Below are 15,810 nucleotides of genomic sequence, written 5' to 3'. Positions count from 1 at the left end.
CACACTTATCTTACGTAACATGTCCATATCATCCCCGTTGCTAATCCTCTCATTACCGTTATCGTAGCTTATCCGGCAGCACACCATCATCCGGCATACAATCCTAATTCTCTACGCGATACTCTCCCGTCGCAGACATGTCATTTCAGGGCATCCCAGCCCCATTCCAACACATTCAGTGTAGCAGACATAATTACACGATACAATGAAAAATGTATTTTTCGTTACATCTGCCCATGAATGTGTGAATTAACAAAAAATTTTATACAATTTGCTTGCAAATCCTCTGTTTGATTTGCAGAACTTTACTTATTATTTTATTTACTTACTTCCACGCCGATCGTAACTTTCTCGCCGTTGATGTTCCACTCTTTTGAGTTGTCACACGCTGCATCCATCACAAATGCATCGCCAAGTACGACTCGCTTGATCTCATCTGCGTTCTTCTCCATAACCTCTGCGATCTTCGCATTGCCGGTTACATAGACCTTGATGCGGTCTGTTACCTGGAAGTCAGAATCCTTACGCATCGTCTGGATCTTGGAGATCACCTCACGCACATAGCCTTCCTCGATCAGCTCCGGTGTCAGGGTTGTGTCGATAACAACCGTTACATAGTTATCGCCCTCTGTCACATATCCGTCCATCTTCGCTACATCGATCAGCAGATCTTCCTCAGCGAGTGCAATCTCTGTATCATCGGCTGTGAACTTGATCACACCGTCTGCCTTGAGCTCGCTCATCGCTTTGTTGCCATCGACATTTGCAAGGTACTCCTTGATTGCATTCAGATGCTTGCCATACTTTGGTCCGACTGTACGAAGCTGTGGCTTGAACGAGTATGCGGTAAATGCAGACAGGTCTTCCTTGAACTCTACATTCTTCACATTCAGCTCGTCACGCAGGATATCTACGAAATAATCATCCAGTGTCTTTGCAGCCTTGATGTACATATTTGCAATCGGCTGACGGGACTTGATGTTCGCAGTATTTCTTGCGGCACGACCAAATACAACGACCTTCAGTACTTCATCCATGCTTGCTTCAAGCTCCGGATCGATCATGGACTCATTTACCTCCGGGAAGTCACACAGGTGGATAGATTCCGGTGCATTCTTATCTACCGTGCGAACTAAGTTCTGATAGATATCCTCTGTCAAAAACGGAATCATCGGTGCTGCAGCCTTGCAGAGTGTCACAAGTGCTGTATACAGTGTCATGTACGCATTGATCTTATCCTGTGGCATATCCTTTGCCCAGTAACGCTCACGACAACGTCTGACATACCAGTTACTCATATCATCGACAAACTCAGCAAGTGCCTTGGTTGCCTCCGGAATACGGTAGTTGCCCAGATTATCATCTACGGACTTCACCATAGAATTAAGCTTTGACAACAGCCACTTGTCCATCACGGACAGCTTGTCATACTCCAATGTATACTTCGTTGGATCAAACTCGTCAATATTTGCATACAGTACATAGAATGCATATGTGTTCCAGAGCGTACCCATGAACTTTCTCTGGCCTTCGACCACTGCATCCTCATGGAAGCGGTTTGGAAGCCAAGGTGCGGAGTTGCTGTAGAAGTACCAGCGGATTGCATCTGCGCCGTATTTGTTCAGGGCATCCATCGGATCAACCGCGTTACCCTTGGACTTACTCATCTTCTGTCCGTCCTTATCCTGTACGTGACCAAGCACGATAACATTCTTGTAAGGCGCCTTGTCAAAGAGCAATGTGGAGATTGCCATCAGGGAATAGAACCATCCTCTTGTCTGGTCAACCGCCTCACTGATGAAGTCAGCCGGGAAGTTGTCCTCGAAGATATCCTGATTCTCAAACGGATAATGCCACTGTGCAAATGGCATCGCACCGGAATCGAACCAGCAGTCGATAACCTCCGGCACACGCTTCATCTCGCCGCCACAGTCCGGACACTTGATCGTCACTGCATCAATGTATGGACGGTGCAGCTCGATATCATCCGGGCAGTTGTCGCTCATGGATTTCAGTTCCTCGATGGAACCGATTGCATGACGCTTACCACAAGAGCACTCCCAGATATTCAGTGGAGTTCCCCAGTAACGGTTACGGGACAGCCCCCAGTCCTGAACATTTTCCAGCCATGCGCCGAAACGTCCCTTACCGATACCTTCCGGAATCCAGTTTACAGTGTTGTTGTTCTTCACCAGTCTGTCCTTCACTGCGGACATCTTGATGAACCATGTATCTCTCGCATAGTAGATAAGCGGTGTGTCACATCTCCAGCAGTGTGGATACTCATGCTCAAACTTCGGAGCGTCGAACAGAAGTCCTGCCTTCTCCAGATCAACGAGTACCGGCTTATCTGCATCCTTTACGAATAATCCTGCGTAAGGTGTTTCCTTTGTCATATCACCCTTGCCATCGACAAACTGAACGAATGGAAGGTCGTATTTTCTTCCGACGTTTGCATCGTCCTCACCAAATGCCGGTGCGATATGAACGATACCGGTACCATCGGACATCGTTACATAGGAATCGCATGTAATGTAATGTCCCTTCTGTGGAAGCTTTGCCACATACGCCTTTGTGCACTCAAAAAGCGGCTCGTATTCCTTGCCCTCTAATTCCTTACCCTTATAGGTCTCGAGGATTTCATATGCAGGTGTTCCCTCTGCAATCTTCTCTTCTTTGACAAGCTTCTCTGCCATGCCGCCAAGTACCTTGTCAAGCAGAGCCTCTGCCATGTAGTAAGTATAGCCGTCTGCTGCCTTTACCTTGCAGTAGTTCTCATCCGGATTCACACAGAGTGCCACATTACTTGGAAGTGTCCAAGGTGTTGTCGTCCATGCAAGGAAATACGCATCCTCACCGATCACCTTGAAACGTACCACAGCGGAACGTTCCTTGACTGTCTTATACCCCTGTGCTACCTCATGTGACGAAAGCGGTGTTCCACAACGTGGACAATAAGGTACGATCTTGAATCCCTTGTAGAGAAGTCCGTCGTCCCAGATCTTCTTCAATGCCCACCATTCGGACTCGATAAATGTATTGTGATATGTGACATACGGATTATCCATATCTGCCCAGAATCCTACCTTGTTGGAGAATTCTTCCCACATACCTTTGTATTTCCATACGGACTCTTTACATTTGCGGATAAACGGATCTAAGCCATACGCCTCGATCTGCTCCTTGCCATCGATACCAAGCTCCTTCTCGATTTCAAGCTCAACCGGAAGACCATGTGTATCCCATCCGGCCTTACGGATAATCTTATGACCCTTCATTGTCTGATAACGCGGAATCATATCCTTGATCACACGTGTCAGCACATGGCCGATATGCGGCTTGCCGTTTGCAGTTGGAGGGCCGTCATAAAATGTATAAGTCGGCAGGTCTTTCTTCTCTTCGATACTCTTCTCGAAGATCTCGTTCTCTTTCCAGAACTTGAGTACTTTTTCTTCCCGGCTGGTGAAGTCCAGCTTTGTAGAAACCTTTTCGTACATACTTCTATATTTCCTTTCTTATTATGTTTGATTTTCATGCATATCTGTATCTGTCATAAAAATAGATTTCCGTCTGATTCACAGACCTATCCAAGTTTTCAGTATAACGCATAACCCACGAAAATGTCAATAAAACCCTGCCATGTCACTTCCGCCAGTTATAAATATATTTTGTTATCCATTCCGTGAAAACTTGCTCCTTCATTTTTGTAAAAAGGAAATGACATACGACTGTAATTTTGGTATAATAAACGCAGATCGTCAAAAGCTGACACGGAAGGAGTTTCATATGATCAATTTTAAAGTTGGAATTATGGGTGCCGGAAAGATTGCCGGTGTTATTGCAGATACATTAAAGGATTTGGATGCATTCGAAGCATACGCGATTGCTTCCCGCGATACAGAAAAAGCAGCAGCATTTGCCAAAGAACATGGCGTTACAAAATACTATGGTTCTTATGAGGAACTTGTGGCGGATCCGGATGTCGAACTCATCTACATCGCAACCCCTCATTCCCATCATGCAGAGCACGCAAAACTTTGTCTGAATGCAGGAAAACCAGTGCTTGTCGAGAAAGCATTTTCTTACAATGCCGCTACAACCGAGGAAGTTCTGAACCTTGCAAAAGAGAAGAACCTGTTCTGCGGCGAAGCAATGTGGATTCGTTTCATGCCAATGTACCGCCTGATGGCAGAGTACATCCAGAAGGGTGCGATTGGACGTGTGAACAACATTACCTGTTCCCTCGGTTATTCCCTTTTGAGAGAAGAACGGCTGACCAAGCCGGAGCTTGCCGGTGGTGCACTGCTTGATCTTGGTGTATATCCGCTCAATCTGATCTCCATGATCTATGGCAGCGAACCTCCGATGATCGGTTCTACCTGTGCCAAGCTTGACACAGGCGTGGATGCGCAGGAAGCATTGCAGATTTCATACAAAGGTGGCAGATGTGCAAACGCATTTGTCACAATGATGTACCAGCCTGACAACAATGCAAAAATCTATGGTGACCGCGGATATATCGAGATTGACAACATCAACTGTCCGGAGACATTCCGTATTTACAATCAGGATCACAAGCTTGTGCTTGAGACAAAGAAACCGGACAAGCAGACAACCGGTTATGAATTCGAGTTTATCGCTGCCAGAGATGCCATCATCGTTGGTCAGACCGAATGCCCGGAGATGCCGCATGCAGAGACACTCCGCATCATGCAGATCTGCGACTCACTGAGAAATACATGGCAGATCAAATATCCGATGGAATAATCATTTCCGTTAGTAACGCACGCTGCCAGGCGCACATTTAACAAACACCGGACAGAGAGAACGCTTCTCCTTGTCCGGTGTTTTAATTTCCATTCATATATATGTTTGCCGGTTCATTCAAAAAACATACAACGATTCTGTCTCCGCTGCCATAACTCCTGCATCGTCGGAAACTGTTCATGCAGCGACCTCACATACGTCGATCCAATTGCAATCTGATCCGAATTGCACATCGTAATAACGCGGTTTGTATAATCAATATTGCGTACATAGTTTGCATTAATGATTCCACTGCGGGAACATTGCAGGAAGTACCATACATCGGCAGCCTCCAGAAGCTGTTGCAGGGTAACATATCTCACAGGATATTTCCCACCATTATTCAGACAGACCTCCATCGACCGGTTAGATGCCAGTATATGACTGACCTTGGCACATTGGATCGGGTATATCACATTCTGGTTCTGGATATACAGCATTCGTGCCTCTATTTTATCCTGCCGCAGCATCGGACATGTGTGCGGACTCGTGCACCAGAGTTCCTCCAGAGCCTGTACAAGTGTTTCACACAACCGATGTTCGAGCGACAAAGTATCAATTACCGCAAAACAACACAGCTCCCTATCACAATAACCATTCGGATCTTCCACGTCAGATATCAATATCATAGGCGTATCCCGATAACGCTTCAACCTGCGCGCGGACTCCATAAACCGGTATGCATCTACAATATTCTGGTGAAACTGCTCCTCCGCTGGCCCGCACACCATTACATCAACCTGATGCTCTACAATAATCTTATAGGCCGCACTATAATTTCTGACAATCTTCACAGAATATTCCAGCGCTAACTGACTTACAACCATACGACTACGTTCTAATATCTCTTCATCCCCCATGACAAACAACACAATTTTTCTTTCCCTCAACACATTCTCCCCCTCGTAAATAAAAAGCAGAAAAACCTCCTCCTGTCTTTCTGCTTTCTTGTCCCCTAGTTACAATATTTCTCTATCAATGTAAGTGCTTCGTCCATCTTGTCAACCGGAATCTGCCCGGGTGCCGATGCCTCCGCAAAGCTTGCAAATGTGATTGCACTGCCGAACACCTGACCGCTGATCCGGCTGATTGCCCCCATCTTCCCCATCGACATCGTGACAACCGGTACCTCTGCATACGCTTCCTGCATCATAGCCGTTGCAGCAAGCAGATTCACCACATGCATTTTATTCTCCGGCATCACAGCAATCTTTGCAACATCCGCGCCAAGATCCTGCATACTGCGCAGCCGGTTCACGATCGTGGATGCATCCGGTGTGGTCTGGAAATCATGATTTGACATGATGATCTTTACCCCTTTTTCCTTTGCGATCCCGATCATTTCCTCTGCCTGCTCTGCCCCGGAGAATAATTCGATGTCTACCATATCCGCCAGATGCCCTTCGATCACGTGCCGGTTGATCTCGTAGATCGTCGGCGTGGTAAAGGCAAGCTTCTCGCCGCCCTCCGCTTCACTCCGGATCGTAAATAACAACACTTTTTCTGGCAGAATCTCTGCTACCTTCGCAAGCAATCTATCTAACACTTCATAGTCAGGCAAAATATCCAGATAATCGCCACGAAGCTCCACCATATCAATGGCAGAGCTTCTCTGTGACTGTCTTATCTGATCCGCCTGCGCTATGATCTCCTCCGCCGACCGTCCGACCAGCGGCACACAGATCTTCGGCCGGTCAAAGCCGATGATACAATGTTTGATCTTACAATAACGAATCATATAATTTTCCTCTATTTTTACTGTATCTTCTCATAGTACTTGGATTCCAGTGCCTGCAACAGCTGCTCCACAGTATAGTCATCGTCATCCAGATAGATGCTTGCTTCCATACTCAGGAACACACCCGGTTCTACTTCGATCACGGCTGTAACATCCATACATTTCATCTGGAATGCGTTATAAGTCTGTACGTTATAAAGCACATCCTTGTCTTCTACTTTTGCTGTCTGGTTTAACTGTGTATCCAGAATCTCGTAGCTGTCGATGTTGGACATATCATAATAGACAGAATCCAATGCGTCGGATGCAGATTCTGCAGTATATAACCCATACTGTATCGTAGATACCTGCTCTGTCTCAAACATAACACCATACTCATTCGCATACTCGAAGTTAAATCCATCGATACATCCCTTGATCTTGTATTTCGCACTTCCATCATAGGTCATAACTGATGCATTATCGAGGGTAATCTCATCTGTATTATCGTCGCTGAAATCTGCATCGCTATAGGTAGCTGTGTCTTCGTCGATATCCTCTTCCACCTGATTAAGCAGATCGGAATTTGTTCCAAACAGACTGTTCAATGCATTTATCAGATTTACAAATGCTGTATTGTCAGATAAACGCTCTACCCAAGCATCCATCAACTTCTGGCTTTCTTCACCAAATGTCTGCAGATCGTCCTCTGTCATGGTTGCAAGATCATACACCTTTTTGCTTGCATCCATCTCCTGTACAGAAATCTTCGATGTATCGATCGTTGTATCAATACTTCCATTGCAGAGCGTCTGGTTGGCTGCCTTCAGCTCGAACGAATCAATCGCCACAGTATAGCCGACACCCTTGTTGATGTCTTTGTAAGCACCCTTGTAATTAAACACATAGGTATCTGCGCCTACAATATTGGCATTAACCGTATTCTCAAATGTATTGTCCGCCTTGTTAAATGTCTTCTCCCAGTCAACAGACAGGTACGAAGAAGCGGAGATCTTTACCTTTGTCGTAACTGTATCACCAGACTCTACAACATCCTTTGTGAAATCCAGTCCAATCTCCTTGTCACCGGCAAATGCCTTTACATTTCCATATGTATTTCCGCTGATATCATGTGCCTCGAACTTCACGCCAACGGAAGTGTCTGACACATCAAAACTTAAGTTTCCTGACAGATCATCCTTACCAGCATCCAGCCAAAAATCATAATCGATCTTCACCATATTCAAGATGTTGATCTTATCGCTACATGTGATCTTAACAGCTCTCTTGCCCTTCACATATACTTTCACACACAGATCATGCTTAATGACACTTGGCACAGCCGCTTTCAACTGATCCATATAATATGTATAGTCGTCTGCACTCATACCAAGCTGATCAAGCGTATCCTGCGAACCTGTTACCGCTTCTGTCAAACCATCGATCGCAGATACACACGCATCCTGCAGATCTTCCTTTGCCCATGTCACATAATATTCCTTGGCTGTTACATTCTCGCCATTGACTGTGATCTTGGCACTTCCCTGCTTCTTAAATTCTGCAGCATCCCAGATTGTCTCCAGCGCACTCACATATCCACTTGTAAGACCTGATCCATCAGAACCAGATGCAAATGCGTTTAAACTGTATCCGGCAAGTGCCGATGCGTCCAGACCAAGTGACTGTCCAGCTGGTGAATTCGCAAGCGCGCCCATCGGATCGTCCGCCGGGTATACAAGATAACCTGCAAGCAACTCCGGTATACCGACTGTCATCGTATCTTCATCGCCAAAAACCTCATACGACAGAAGATCATCGCCTCCGATCGTTATCGCGCCATCTGCAGAAAGCTTCTTATTTTTCTGATCCACTGCGTTATTCTGATTCCAACCGATTGCGTAAGCATTTTCACCTTCACCAGCGTTAAATGTCAGGTTGAGACTGCTATCTCCACCTTTCTCATTATACGCCTTCATCACCTCATCGAATCCGACTACATCGTTTCTCTCTCCGCCAGTGCTGTAGGAAGAAAATGTCTCTTCCATCGCATCTAATACGACTTCCTTGTCCGACTTAAAAAGCTTTGGAAGGAAAATGACGCCACATACAACCAGTGCAACGATTGCAACGCCAGCACCGATCAATGCGCCCAGCTTGCCCTTTGTCATTGGCTTCTTCGGTTTCTTACCGCCTGTCTGTGGTTGCATCGGCTGCTGTCCGTAATATCCAGTCATGTCCGGCTGTCCCGGCTGCTGCCCGTAATATCCAGTCATGTCCGGCTGTCCCGGCTGCTGTCCGTAGTATCCAGTCATGTCCGGCTGTCCCGGCTGCTGTCCGTAGTATCCAGTCATGTCCGGCTGTCCCGGCTGTTGTCCGTAATATCCAGTCATATCCGGCTGTTGCGGATTTGCATATCCAGTCATGTCTGACTGTGGTGGATTCATATATCCGGTCGTATCCGGCTGCTGTGGATTCACATATCCAGTCGTATCCGGGAATCCCCCCGGCTGCTGTGTGTTATTTTCGTCCATTCTATCCCTCCAACTATATGTCTACGCTTAGTAAACCTTTGCTTCTTCCTCGCCATTTAATACACGAAGTGCGCCCTGTGCCAGAGCAAGAAGCTCGTCCTCGCCACCGTATACGGTAACCGGTGCGATGAACTGTACTCTCTTTGTGATCTCTTCCGTTGCATACTTGCCATATGCAATACCGCCTGTCAGGATGATCTGATCAACCTTACCGGAGAGAACCGCTGCCTGTGCTCCGATATCCTTCGATACCTGATATAAGAATGCATCGAATACAAGCTGTGCATGCTTGTCACCATTCTTAGCCATAGCCTCGATGTCTCTTGCATCGTTGGAACCGCAGTATGCATTAAATCCTGCCTTACCGACAAGCTGCTTGATCATTTCCTTCTCTGTGTACTTGCCTGAGTAGCACAGACGAACCAGCTCGCCGTTTGGAACACCACCGGCACGCTCCGGAGAGAATGCACCATCGCCATCCAATGCATTAAATACATCTACAACCTTACCACCTGTATGGGCACCTACAGATACACCGCCACCCATATGAACAACGATGAGGTTCAAATCCTCGTACTTCTTACCAACTTCCTTTGCATAACGCTTTGCAACTGCCTTCTGATTTAATGCATGGAAGATACTTGTTCTAGGAAGCTCCGGATGTCCGGAAAGTCTTGCAACATCCTGTAACTCGTCAACAACAACCGGGTCTACGATATAAGCAGGGATTCCAAGCTCATCAGCGAAATCCTTTGCCAGGATACCACCGAGGTTTGATGCATGCTCGCCACGCTTTGCCTCTACCAAGTCCTTTACCAGCTCATCGGTAACTGTGTATGTACCACCCGGAATTGGCTTAAGCAGACCACCACGGCCTACAACAACATCCAGTGTCTTAATATCGAAATTATTCTCAGCTAAAACCTTAGCGATGACATCCTTACGGAAATCCTTCTGTGCAACGATCGAATCGTACTGTGCAATCTCCTCAGTCGAATGACGCAGTGTCTCCTCGAACAACAATGTCTCATCTTCAAATACACCAATCTTTGTAGATGTAGAACCCGGATTGATGATCAATGACTTATAACTCATTTTATTATCCTCCTGCTTATTTATGCTTATAATTTATTTGTTTTTCTTTAAGTTTTCAGCAACGATTGCTGCAAGGGCAATGGAATTTACCTTTGTCTCAAATGTATCGGAACGGGATGTCAGGATAACCGGTGCCTTTGTACCTGTTAAGATACAGCCATTCTTAACCTTTGCTGTGTGAACCAGTGTCTTGTATGTGATATTACCTGCGTGAATGTCCGGGAACAGTAAGATATCTGCATCACCGACAATCTTACGGTTCGTTGCTCCCTTATGCTTTGCAGCTTCCGGATCAATTGCAAGGTCCATGGAAAGCGGTCCGTCCACGATACAGCCTGTAATCTTACCCTCTTCATTCATCTTTGTAAGCTCAGCTGCGTCTACTGTAACAGGCATCTTCGGATTTACTACCTCTACCGCTGCAAGCGGAGCTACCTTTGGACACTCGATACCACATGCATGTGCAACTGCAACTGTGTTGCTGATAATATCCACCTTGTCCTCCAATGTTGGGTATGGAATAAATGCAACATCAGTCAGGAAGAACATCTTCTCGAAGCCTTCAATCTCAAACAGACATACATGTGACAAAGCCTTACCGGTTCTAAGTCCCACTTCCTTATTGAGTACACTCTTCAGGAATCCCTTTGTGTCAATGAGACCCTTCATGTACATATCTGCCTCTCCATCATGTACAAGCTTTACTGCTGTAAGAGCTGCTTCTGTCGGATCCTTCACGTCAATAATCTCAAAACCCTCTAAACTCATATCCATGCTTGCAGCGATTTTCTTGATCTTATCAGCATCTCCGACCAGAATCGCATCCGCGATATCTTTATCCTTTGCTGCCTTTACTGCTTCAAGGACTGCATCATCCTGTGCAACAGCTACGGCAAGCTTCTTCTTGCTGCATGATTTAATCTGCTCAAGTAATCCTTCAAAATTCTTCATTGTTCTGTTCTCTTCCTTTCCTCTTCCATCCTCTTTTTATGAGTCTTTGTTGTTCTTTACGTCCAAGATTGCTGAAACGGTGCATAAAGCAATTGCTATAAATCCCATAGCATGATCAATATGCTTATTTATCTGCTTTCTTCGTTTTTCCTTAAGCTTCCGCTCTTTGCGCGACATACGCTTTGCAGGTTCTCTGTAAAGTGATTTCGCAGGCTTTGCCTTCTTCGGTTTTTTCGGAGTCTTCAGTCTTGACATCTGTTTCACCTTCTTTGACGAATTTATAATGTGTTTTCCGCATTATTCCGGCTTGTGTGAACACAGCCTATATAATGCTTATTATACCATTTTAAGCAGGCTTTCGCAACATCTGTTCCGGCGGCTTCGCGAAATAAGCCACCGTCAGCAGAATCGTCATGCAGACCCAGCTGATCGGTTCCGTAAGTGCCACACCGAAATAAGCAAGCCGCGGCACCAGAATCGTTGCAGAAAGTACCTTGATTGTCATCTCCACCACGCTCGAGCACACCGGTATTACTTTCCGCCCCATCCCCTGCAGACTGCACCGCAGAATAAATAGCGGTCCGAGCACATAGAAAAACACAATACTGATCCGGGAATACATCACCGCAGAATCTACAATTGTCGGATTATCGGTAGACGCAAGCCATGTAAATACCGGCCTGCCAAATGCAAAGCAGATAATTACAAGTACCGTTGTTATTCCCGTTGCCATAACAACGGCATGACGAATCCCTCTGCGAATACGTGCCGGTTCCCCGGCTCCCATATTCTGACTTACAAAGGTTGTCATTGCATTTCCCAGACAATAAAGTGATACCGTAAATATATCGAACACTTTTCTTGCCGCTGTATGCGCCGCAACGATTGCCGTTCCCAATCCATTGATTGCGCCTTGCAGCACAATCGTTCCGAAATTCACAACAAGCGACATAAATCCCATTGCAAGCCCCGTCGTAAGAAGCTCACTGTACTGTCCTTCCACCGGTTTCCACTCGTCCTTCTCCGGTATAATATCCCGGAACTTAAGCAGGATATAACCAAGACAAAGCACTGCCGAAAGTGCCTGCGAGAGGATCGTCGCCCAGGCAGCACCCTGAATCCCCATATGAAATCCATTCACAAACAGCAGATCCAGTCCAATATTCACGAACACGGAAATAATCAGACAATAAAGCGGCGTCCGGCTGTCTCCAACCGCGCGCAGTACATTTGCACACATGTTATAAACAGACACAAATATAATGCCATATAAAATGATTCGCACATACGCAAGTGCCGGGCTCATAATATCTTCCGGTGTTGCCAGAAGTTTCAGGATCGCAGGAATCAAAAGCAAGATTAACACGGTAAGCACAACTGCCCCTGCCAGCGTCAGCAACACAGTACCTGCCACCATACGGCGCATCCGCTTATAATCCTTTCCTCCAAAACTGTTCGCAATCGGAATCGCAAATCCAAGTGTCAGGGAATTCAAAAATCCGATTAAAGTGTTCGATACAACACTTGTGGCACCGACAGCTGCAAACGCTTCGGTGCCAACAAATGTACTTACAATCTTACTGTCCGCAATATTATATAATTGTTGAAATATGCTGCCGAATATCATCGGGATGGCAAATAAAATTATCACCTTTGCCGGGTAGCCTTTTGTCAAATCTTTCATCCTGTTTCTTCATTCCTTACAATACAAATATTCTCTGGTATAAACACAACACCCCATTCTGCACAAGAAGTACGAATGGGGGTTGTATATATGTAGCATTAATTACTCTACCGTTACAGACTTCGCCAGATTTCTCGGTTTATCCACATCCAGTCCCTTTGCCTCGGATGTATAATATGCAACTAACTGCAATACAACCGCTGTTGCAAAGGATGTAAATTCACTATCCATCTTCGGAAGGCGGATATGCTGGTCACAGATACTTGGATCATTCACTTCCTCATCCATGCTGACAAGCACCACATACGCACCTCTTGCCTTTACCTCACGGATATTCGAGATGACCTTCGCATAGACATCCTCCTGGGTTGCCAGCGCGATAACCGGAACATTCTCAGAGATTAACGCGATTGTTCCATGCTTGAGTTCTCCTGCCGCATATGCTTCGGCGTGCACATAAGAAATCTCCTTTAACTTCAATGCCGCCTCTAAGCTCATCGTGTAGTCCAAACCTCTTCCGATATAGAACGTATCAGTTGCAAACTTGATATGATCTGCCACGCGCTTGATATCATCCGCGCATTTCAGAGTTTCCTCAACAATATTCGATGCATTTGTAAGCTTTGTCATAAAGCGTTTTGCATCATGCTCTGTGATAAGTCCCTTCACCAGTCCGATCCGGCATGCGATCAGATACATCGCTGCGACCTGTACCGTATATGCCTTCGTCGATGCAACCGCAATCTCCGGACCTGCATGTGTATATAATACATAATCGCTTTCTCTTGCGATTGTGCTTCCCTTCACATTGACGATAGAAAGCACCTTGGAACCGCGATTTTTCGCAAGCTTCAATGCCTCTAACGTATCAATCGTCTCGCCCGACTGGGAAAGCACGATTGTCAAAGTCTCCTCATCGATAATCGGATCTTTATACCGGAACTCGGAAGCACAATCTACATGCACCGGAATCCGAAGCTTCTTCTCGATCAGATGCTTTCCAACCATACCTGCATGCATCGCTGTACCACATGCCACAATAGAAATACGCTTGCAATCCTTAAATATTGCATCGTCAATTCCATCCTCTGTGAAATCCGGAAGTTCCTGATTGATACGTGGTGCAATCGTATTGCGGATTGCATCCGGCTGCTCATAGATTTCCTTAAGCATAAAGAATGGGTAACCACCCTTCTGTGCACTTGTGATATCCCAGTTTACAGTCAACATCTGTGGGGTTACTTTGTTTCCCTTCAGATCCTGAATATCAATACCGTCCTTTTTGAGTGTCAGAATGTGATACTCCGGTACTACAAAATACTCCTTTGAGAACTCGATTAATGCGGTCAGGTCGGAAGCAATCACCGAACCTCTCTCGCACGACGTTGCAACCATCGGGCTTACATTCCGAATCGCGTAGATTGTATCCGGGATATCCTGGAACATAATACAAAGTGCAAATGCACCGGAAAGTACCTTCACTGTCTTCTTGATTGCCTTGACCGGATCACCCTCATAGAACTTATTCAAAAGTGCAGCAACGACCTCAGAATCTGTCTCTGATACAAGCTGGTCAGCCAGTCCGTACTCTGTCACAATCTGACGGTAATTCTCGATGATACCATTGTGAATCAGTACGACCTTTCCGACACGGTGTGGGTGTGCATTCACGTCCGTTACCCCGCCGTGGGTTGCCCATCTTGTATGACCGATTCCGCAGGTAGCAGGCATTTTCTCTGCCTCGCAGAGCTTCCGTAACTCCTCTACCTTGCCGGTACGCTTGCGCACCTGAATCTGATCGTTCGACAATAGTGCTAATCCTGCGCTGTCATATCCGCGGTACTCCAACCGTTCCAGACCGCCGATGATAATATCCTTCGCTGGTTCATTCCCCGTAAAACCAATAATTCCACACATAATATCTACCTCTATTCTATTTTTAATTTTCTATGATTCCATTACTGATTACAGAACTTTGTTTTGCAGTTACCCACATATTTTTTTCTGTATACGCACTCAGCTTGTGCGGAAACGCATCCGCCGAATCTTTCGATCACGTTTCTCCTCGTCATCCTGAGTTTTTTCCGTCCCCTCAGGACCAGGCGCTAAGGTTCTTACCTTTCGAGTTCTGTGTCCTCCCATATCACACAGTTGCTTTATTCTATCATACCAATATTTAAAATGCAAACGAAAAGAAAGGGCAGATGCACCTGAACATCTACCCTTTCTTCTCTGCGTGCTTCTTACTTAGAAGCTTCCTTGAGCAGGCTTGCGCGTGCGGCTGCCGGCTCCTTTACCTGATGGCTGTGCCATGCAGATGCGCTATTTACAGTCTTCTTTGCAGTGTTGTAACCGATCTTTGCTACAAGTTCCTCAATCTTCTTCATACCTTGTACCTACCTTTCTTTTTCCTATCATTGCCAACACTGCTACAAAGGTTACAGTTCCAATATACACAGTGCCAACAATCACACATGATCTCCAAAGAAATACCAGCAAAGAGCCAATCCCTAAAACGAGAAATCCGTTTCGTTTGTTCCGCTTTTTCTGCACTGCGGTCAGTGGCTTATTGGCATGTGCAACCGGACCGAGTATCGCAAATACACACAGATCTGCGGCGAGCACAATCCAAAGCACGAGTGGTACTTCCGCATATGCTTCCATGTACCGTGAAAGTATCATGACCGCACCCCAGCCACCATAGCTGACGAGCATGCAGACCGGCGACGTCTCCGCATGATACCCACCGAATGCACTGCGAATCAGGTAAAATGTTCCCAAAAAAAGAGCGGTCTGTAACAGGTTCTTCGTGACTATCCCAAGCAGAATAAATCCGATTACCTGACACATCTGTTCAAGAAACACTGCGTATCCATATACATAGATATCGTAGTCCTCTTTCTGAATCACATCTCTTCGCAGCAGATGATCTGTGATTGCATATGCAAGACGTTCCATGGACTTCCTCCTCACTTCATTTCCTGCTACTACAATACCTGATTTTTGACATTTTACAACCTGTCTGG

Annotated in this window: 12 protein-coding genes; 1 reads left to right on the top strand and 11 read right to left on the bottom strand. The window is 46.0% G+C overall.

Going from position 1 to position 15,810, the window contains the following annotated elements; genetic code table 11:
• Positions 1–317 precede the first annotated feature (317 nt).
• Positions 318–3,497, bottom strand: a complete 3,180-nt coding sequence (gene ileS, locus H9Q76_RS00580) for an isoleucine--tRNA ligase (protein WP_195541173.1) — start codon at positions 3,495–3,497, stop codon at positions 318–320.
• Between the two features lie 289 nt (positions 3,498–3,786).
• Between ileS and H9Q76_RS00575 the strand changes: the two genes are divergently transcribed.
• Complete coding sequence (locus H9Q76_RS00575; RefSeq protein WP_117780881.1) at positions 3,787–4,767, top strand: Gfo/Idh/MocA family protein; 981 nt, start codon at positions 3,787–3,789, stop codon at positions 4,765–4,767.
• Positions 4,768–4,880: 113 nt separating this feature from the next.
• Here H9Q76_RS00575 and H9Q76_RS00570 read toward each other — a convergent pair whose 3' ends face one another.
• From H9Q76_RS00570 to H9Q76_RS00525, 10 genes are all read right to left on the bottom strand, one after another.
• Positions 4,881–5,696, bottom strand: coding sequence for a LytTR family DNA-binding domain-containing protein (locus tag H9Q76_RS00570; RefSeq protein ID WP_195541172.1), 816 nt, complete (start codon positions 5,694–5,696; stop codon positions 4,881–4,883).
• Between the two features lie 65 nt (positions 5,697–5,761).
• Positions 5,762–6,544 carry a type I 3-dehydroquinate dehydratase gene (aroD, locus tag H9Q76_RS00565; protein WP_227573566.1) on the bottom strand — a complete coding sequence of 261 codons (783 nt, stop codon included), beginning with the start codon at positions 6,542–6,544 and terminating at the stop codon, positions 5,762–5,764.
• A 17-nt stretch (positions 6,545–6,561) separates the two neighbouring features.
• Complete coding sequence (locus H9Q76_RS00560) at positions 6,562–9,054, bottom strand: DUF1720 domain-containing protein (RefSeq protein ID WP_249321351.1); 2,493 nt, start codon at positions 9,052–9,054, stop codon at positions 6,562–6,564.
• 27 nt (positions 9,055–9,081) lie between these two features.
• On the bottom strand, positions 9,082–10,149 hold the full coding sequence (gene buk / locus H9Q76_RS00555; protein WP_021984056.1) for a butyrate kinase: 1,068 nt from the start codon (positions 10,147–10,149) through the stop codon (positions 9,082–9,084).
• A 33-nt stretch (positions 10,150–10,182) separates the two neighbouring features.
• Positions 10,183–11,100, bottom strand: a complete 918-nt coding sequence (ptb, locus tag H9Q76_RS00550; RefSeq protein WP_249321350.1) for a phosphate butyryltransferase — start codon at positions 11,098–11,100, stop codon at positions 10,183–10,185.
• Positions 11,101–11,136: 36 nt separating this feature from the next.
• Positions 11,137–11,355 carry a hypothetical protein gene (locus H9Q76_RS00545; RefSeq protein ID WP_021984058.1) on the bottom strand — a complete coding sequence of 73 codons (219 nt, stop codon included), beginning with the start codon at positions 11,353–11,355 and terminating at the stop codon, positions 11,137–11,139.
• 91 nt (positions 11,356–11,446) lie between these two features.
• Positions 11,447–12,784: an MATE family efflux transporter gene (locus H9Q76_RS00540; RefSeq protein WP_249321349.1), complete on the bottom strand. Its 1,338-nt coding sequence runs from the start codon at positions 12,782–12,784 to the stop codon at positions 11,447–11,449.
• Between the two features lie 102 nt (positions 12,785–12,886).
• The gene (gene glmS / locus H9Q76_RS00535; RefSeq protein ID WP_117780884.1) at positions 12,887–14,701 is read right to left on the bottom strand and encodes a glutamine--fructose-6-phosphate transaminase (isomerizing); all 1,815 of its coding nucleotides are present in this window, start codon (positions 14,699–14,701) and stop codon (positions 12,887–12,889) included.
• A gap of 326 nt (positions 14,702–15,027) precedes the next feature.
• Positions 15,028–15,171 carry an AgrD family cyclic lactone autoinducer peptide gene (locus tag H9Q76_RS00530; protein WP_021984061.1) on the bottom strand — a complete coding sequence of 48 codons (144 nt, stop codon included), beginning with the start codon at positions 15,169–15,171 and terminating at the stop codon, positions 15,028–15,030.
• A complete protein-coding gene (locus H9Q76_RS00525; protein WP_249321348.1) occupies positions 15,158–15,742 on the bottom strand; it encodes an accessory gene regulator B family protein in 585 nt (194 codons plus the stop codon). The genes H9Q76_RS00530 and H9Q76_RS00525 overlap by 14 nt, the downstream gene beginning before the upstream one ends.
• Between the last annotated feature and the right edge of the window lie 68 nt (positions 15,743–15,810).

Origin of the sequence: Wujia chipingensis, from assembly GCF_014337155.1 — a bacterium.
In the GTDB taxonomy this organism is placed as follows: domain Bacteria; phylum Bacillota; class Clostridia; order Lachnospirales; family Lachnospiraceae; genus Coprococcus_C; species Coprococcus_C hominis.
The sequence above is the reverse complement of the archived record's forward strand: the minus strand, read 5'-3'. Positions and strand labels throughout refer to the sequence as shown.

What these genes read in the sequence shown, in the direction of transcription:
- H9Q76_RS00545 (WP_021984058.1), bottom strand. Translation starts at nt 11,355, where the DNA reads ATGTCAAGACTGAAGACTCCGAAAAAACCGAAGAAGGCAAAGCCTGCG.
- ileS (WP_195541173.1), bottom strand. Translation starts at nt 3,497, where the DNA reads ATGTACGAAAAGGTTTCTACAAAGCTGGACTTCACCAGCCGGGAAGAA.
- H9Q76_RS00540 (WP_249321349.1), bottom strand. Translation starts at nt 12,784, where the DNA reads ATGAAAGATTTGACAAAAGGCTACCCGGCAAAGGTGATAATTTTATTT.
- buk (WP_021984056.1), bottom strand. Translation starts at nt 10,149, where the DNA reads ATGAGTTATAAGTCATTGATCATCAATCCGGGTTCTACATCTACAAAG.
- H9Q76_RS00525 (WP_249321348.1), bottom strand. Translation starts at nt 15,742, where the DNA reads ATGGAACGTCTTGCATATGCAATCACAGATCATCTGCTGCGAAGAGAT.
- H9Q76_RS00530 (WP_021984061.1), bottom strand. Translation starts at nt 15,171, where the DNA reads ATGAAGAAGATTGAGGAACTTGTAGCAAAGATCGGTTACAACACTGCA.
- ptb (WP_249321350.1), bottom strand. Translation starts at nt 11,100, where the DNA reads ATGAAGAATTTTGAAGGATTACTTGAGCAGATTAAATCATGCAGCAAG.
- glmS (WP_117780884.1), bottom strand. Translation starts at nt 14,701, where the DNA reads ATGTGTGGAATTATTGGTTTTACGGGGAATGAACCAGCGAAGGATATT.
- H9Q76_RS00575 (WP_117780881.1), top strand. Translation starts at nt 3,787, where the DNA reads ATGATCAATTTTAAAGTTGGAATTATGGGTGCCGGAAAGATTGCCGGT.
- aroD (WP_227573566.1), bottom strand. Translation starts at nt 6,544, where the DNA reads ATGATTCGTTATTGTAAGATCAAACATTGTATCATCGGCTTTGACCGG.
- H9Q76_RS00560 (WP_249321351.1), bottom strand. Translation starts at nt 9,054, where the DNA reads ATGGACGAAAATAACACACAGCAGCCGGGGGGATTCCCGGATACGACT.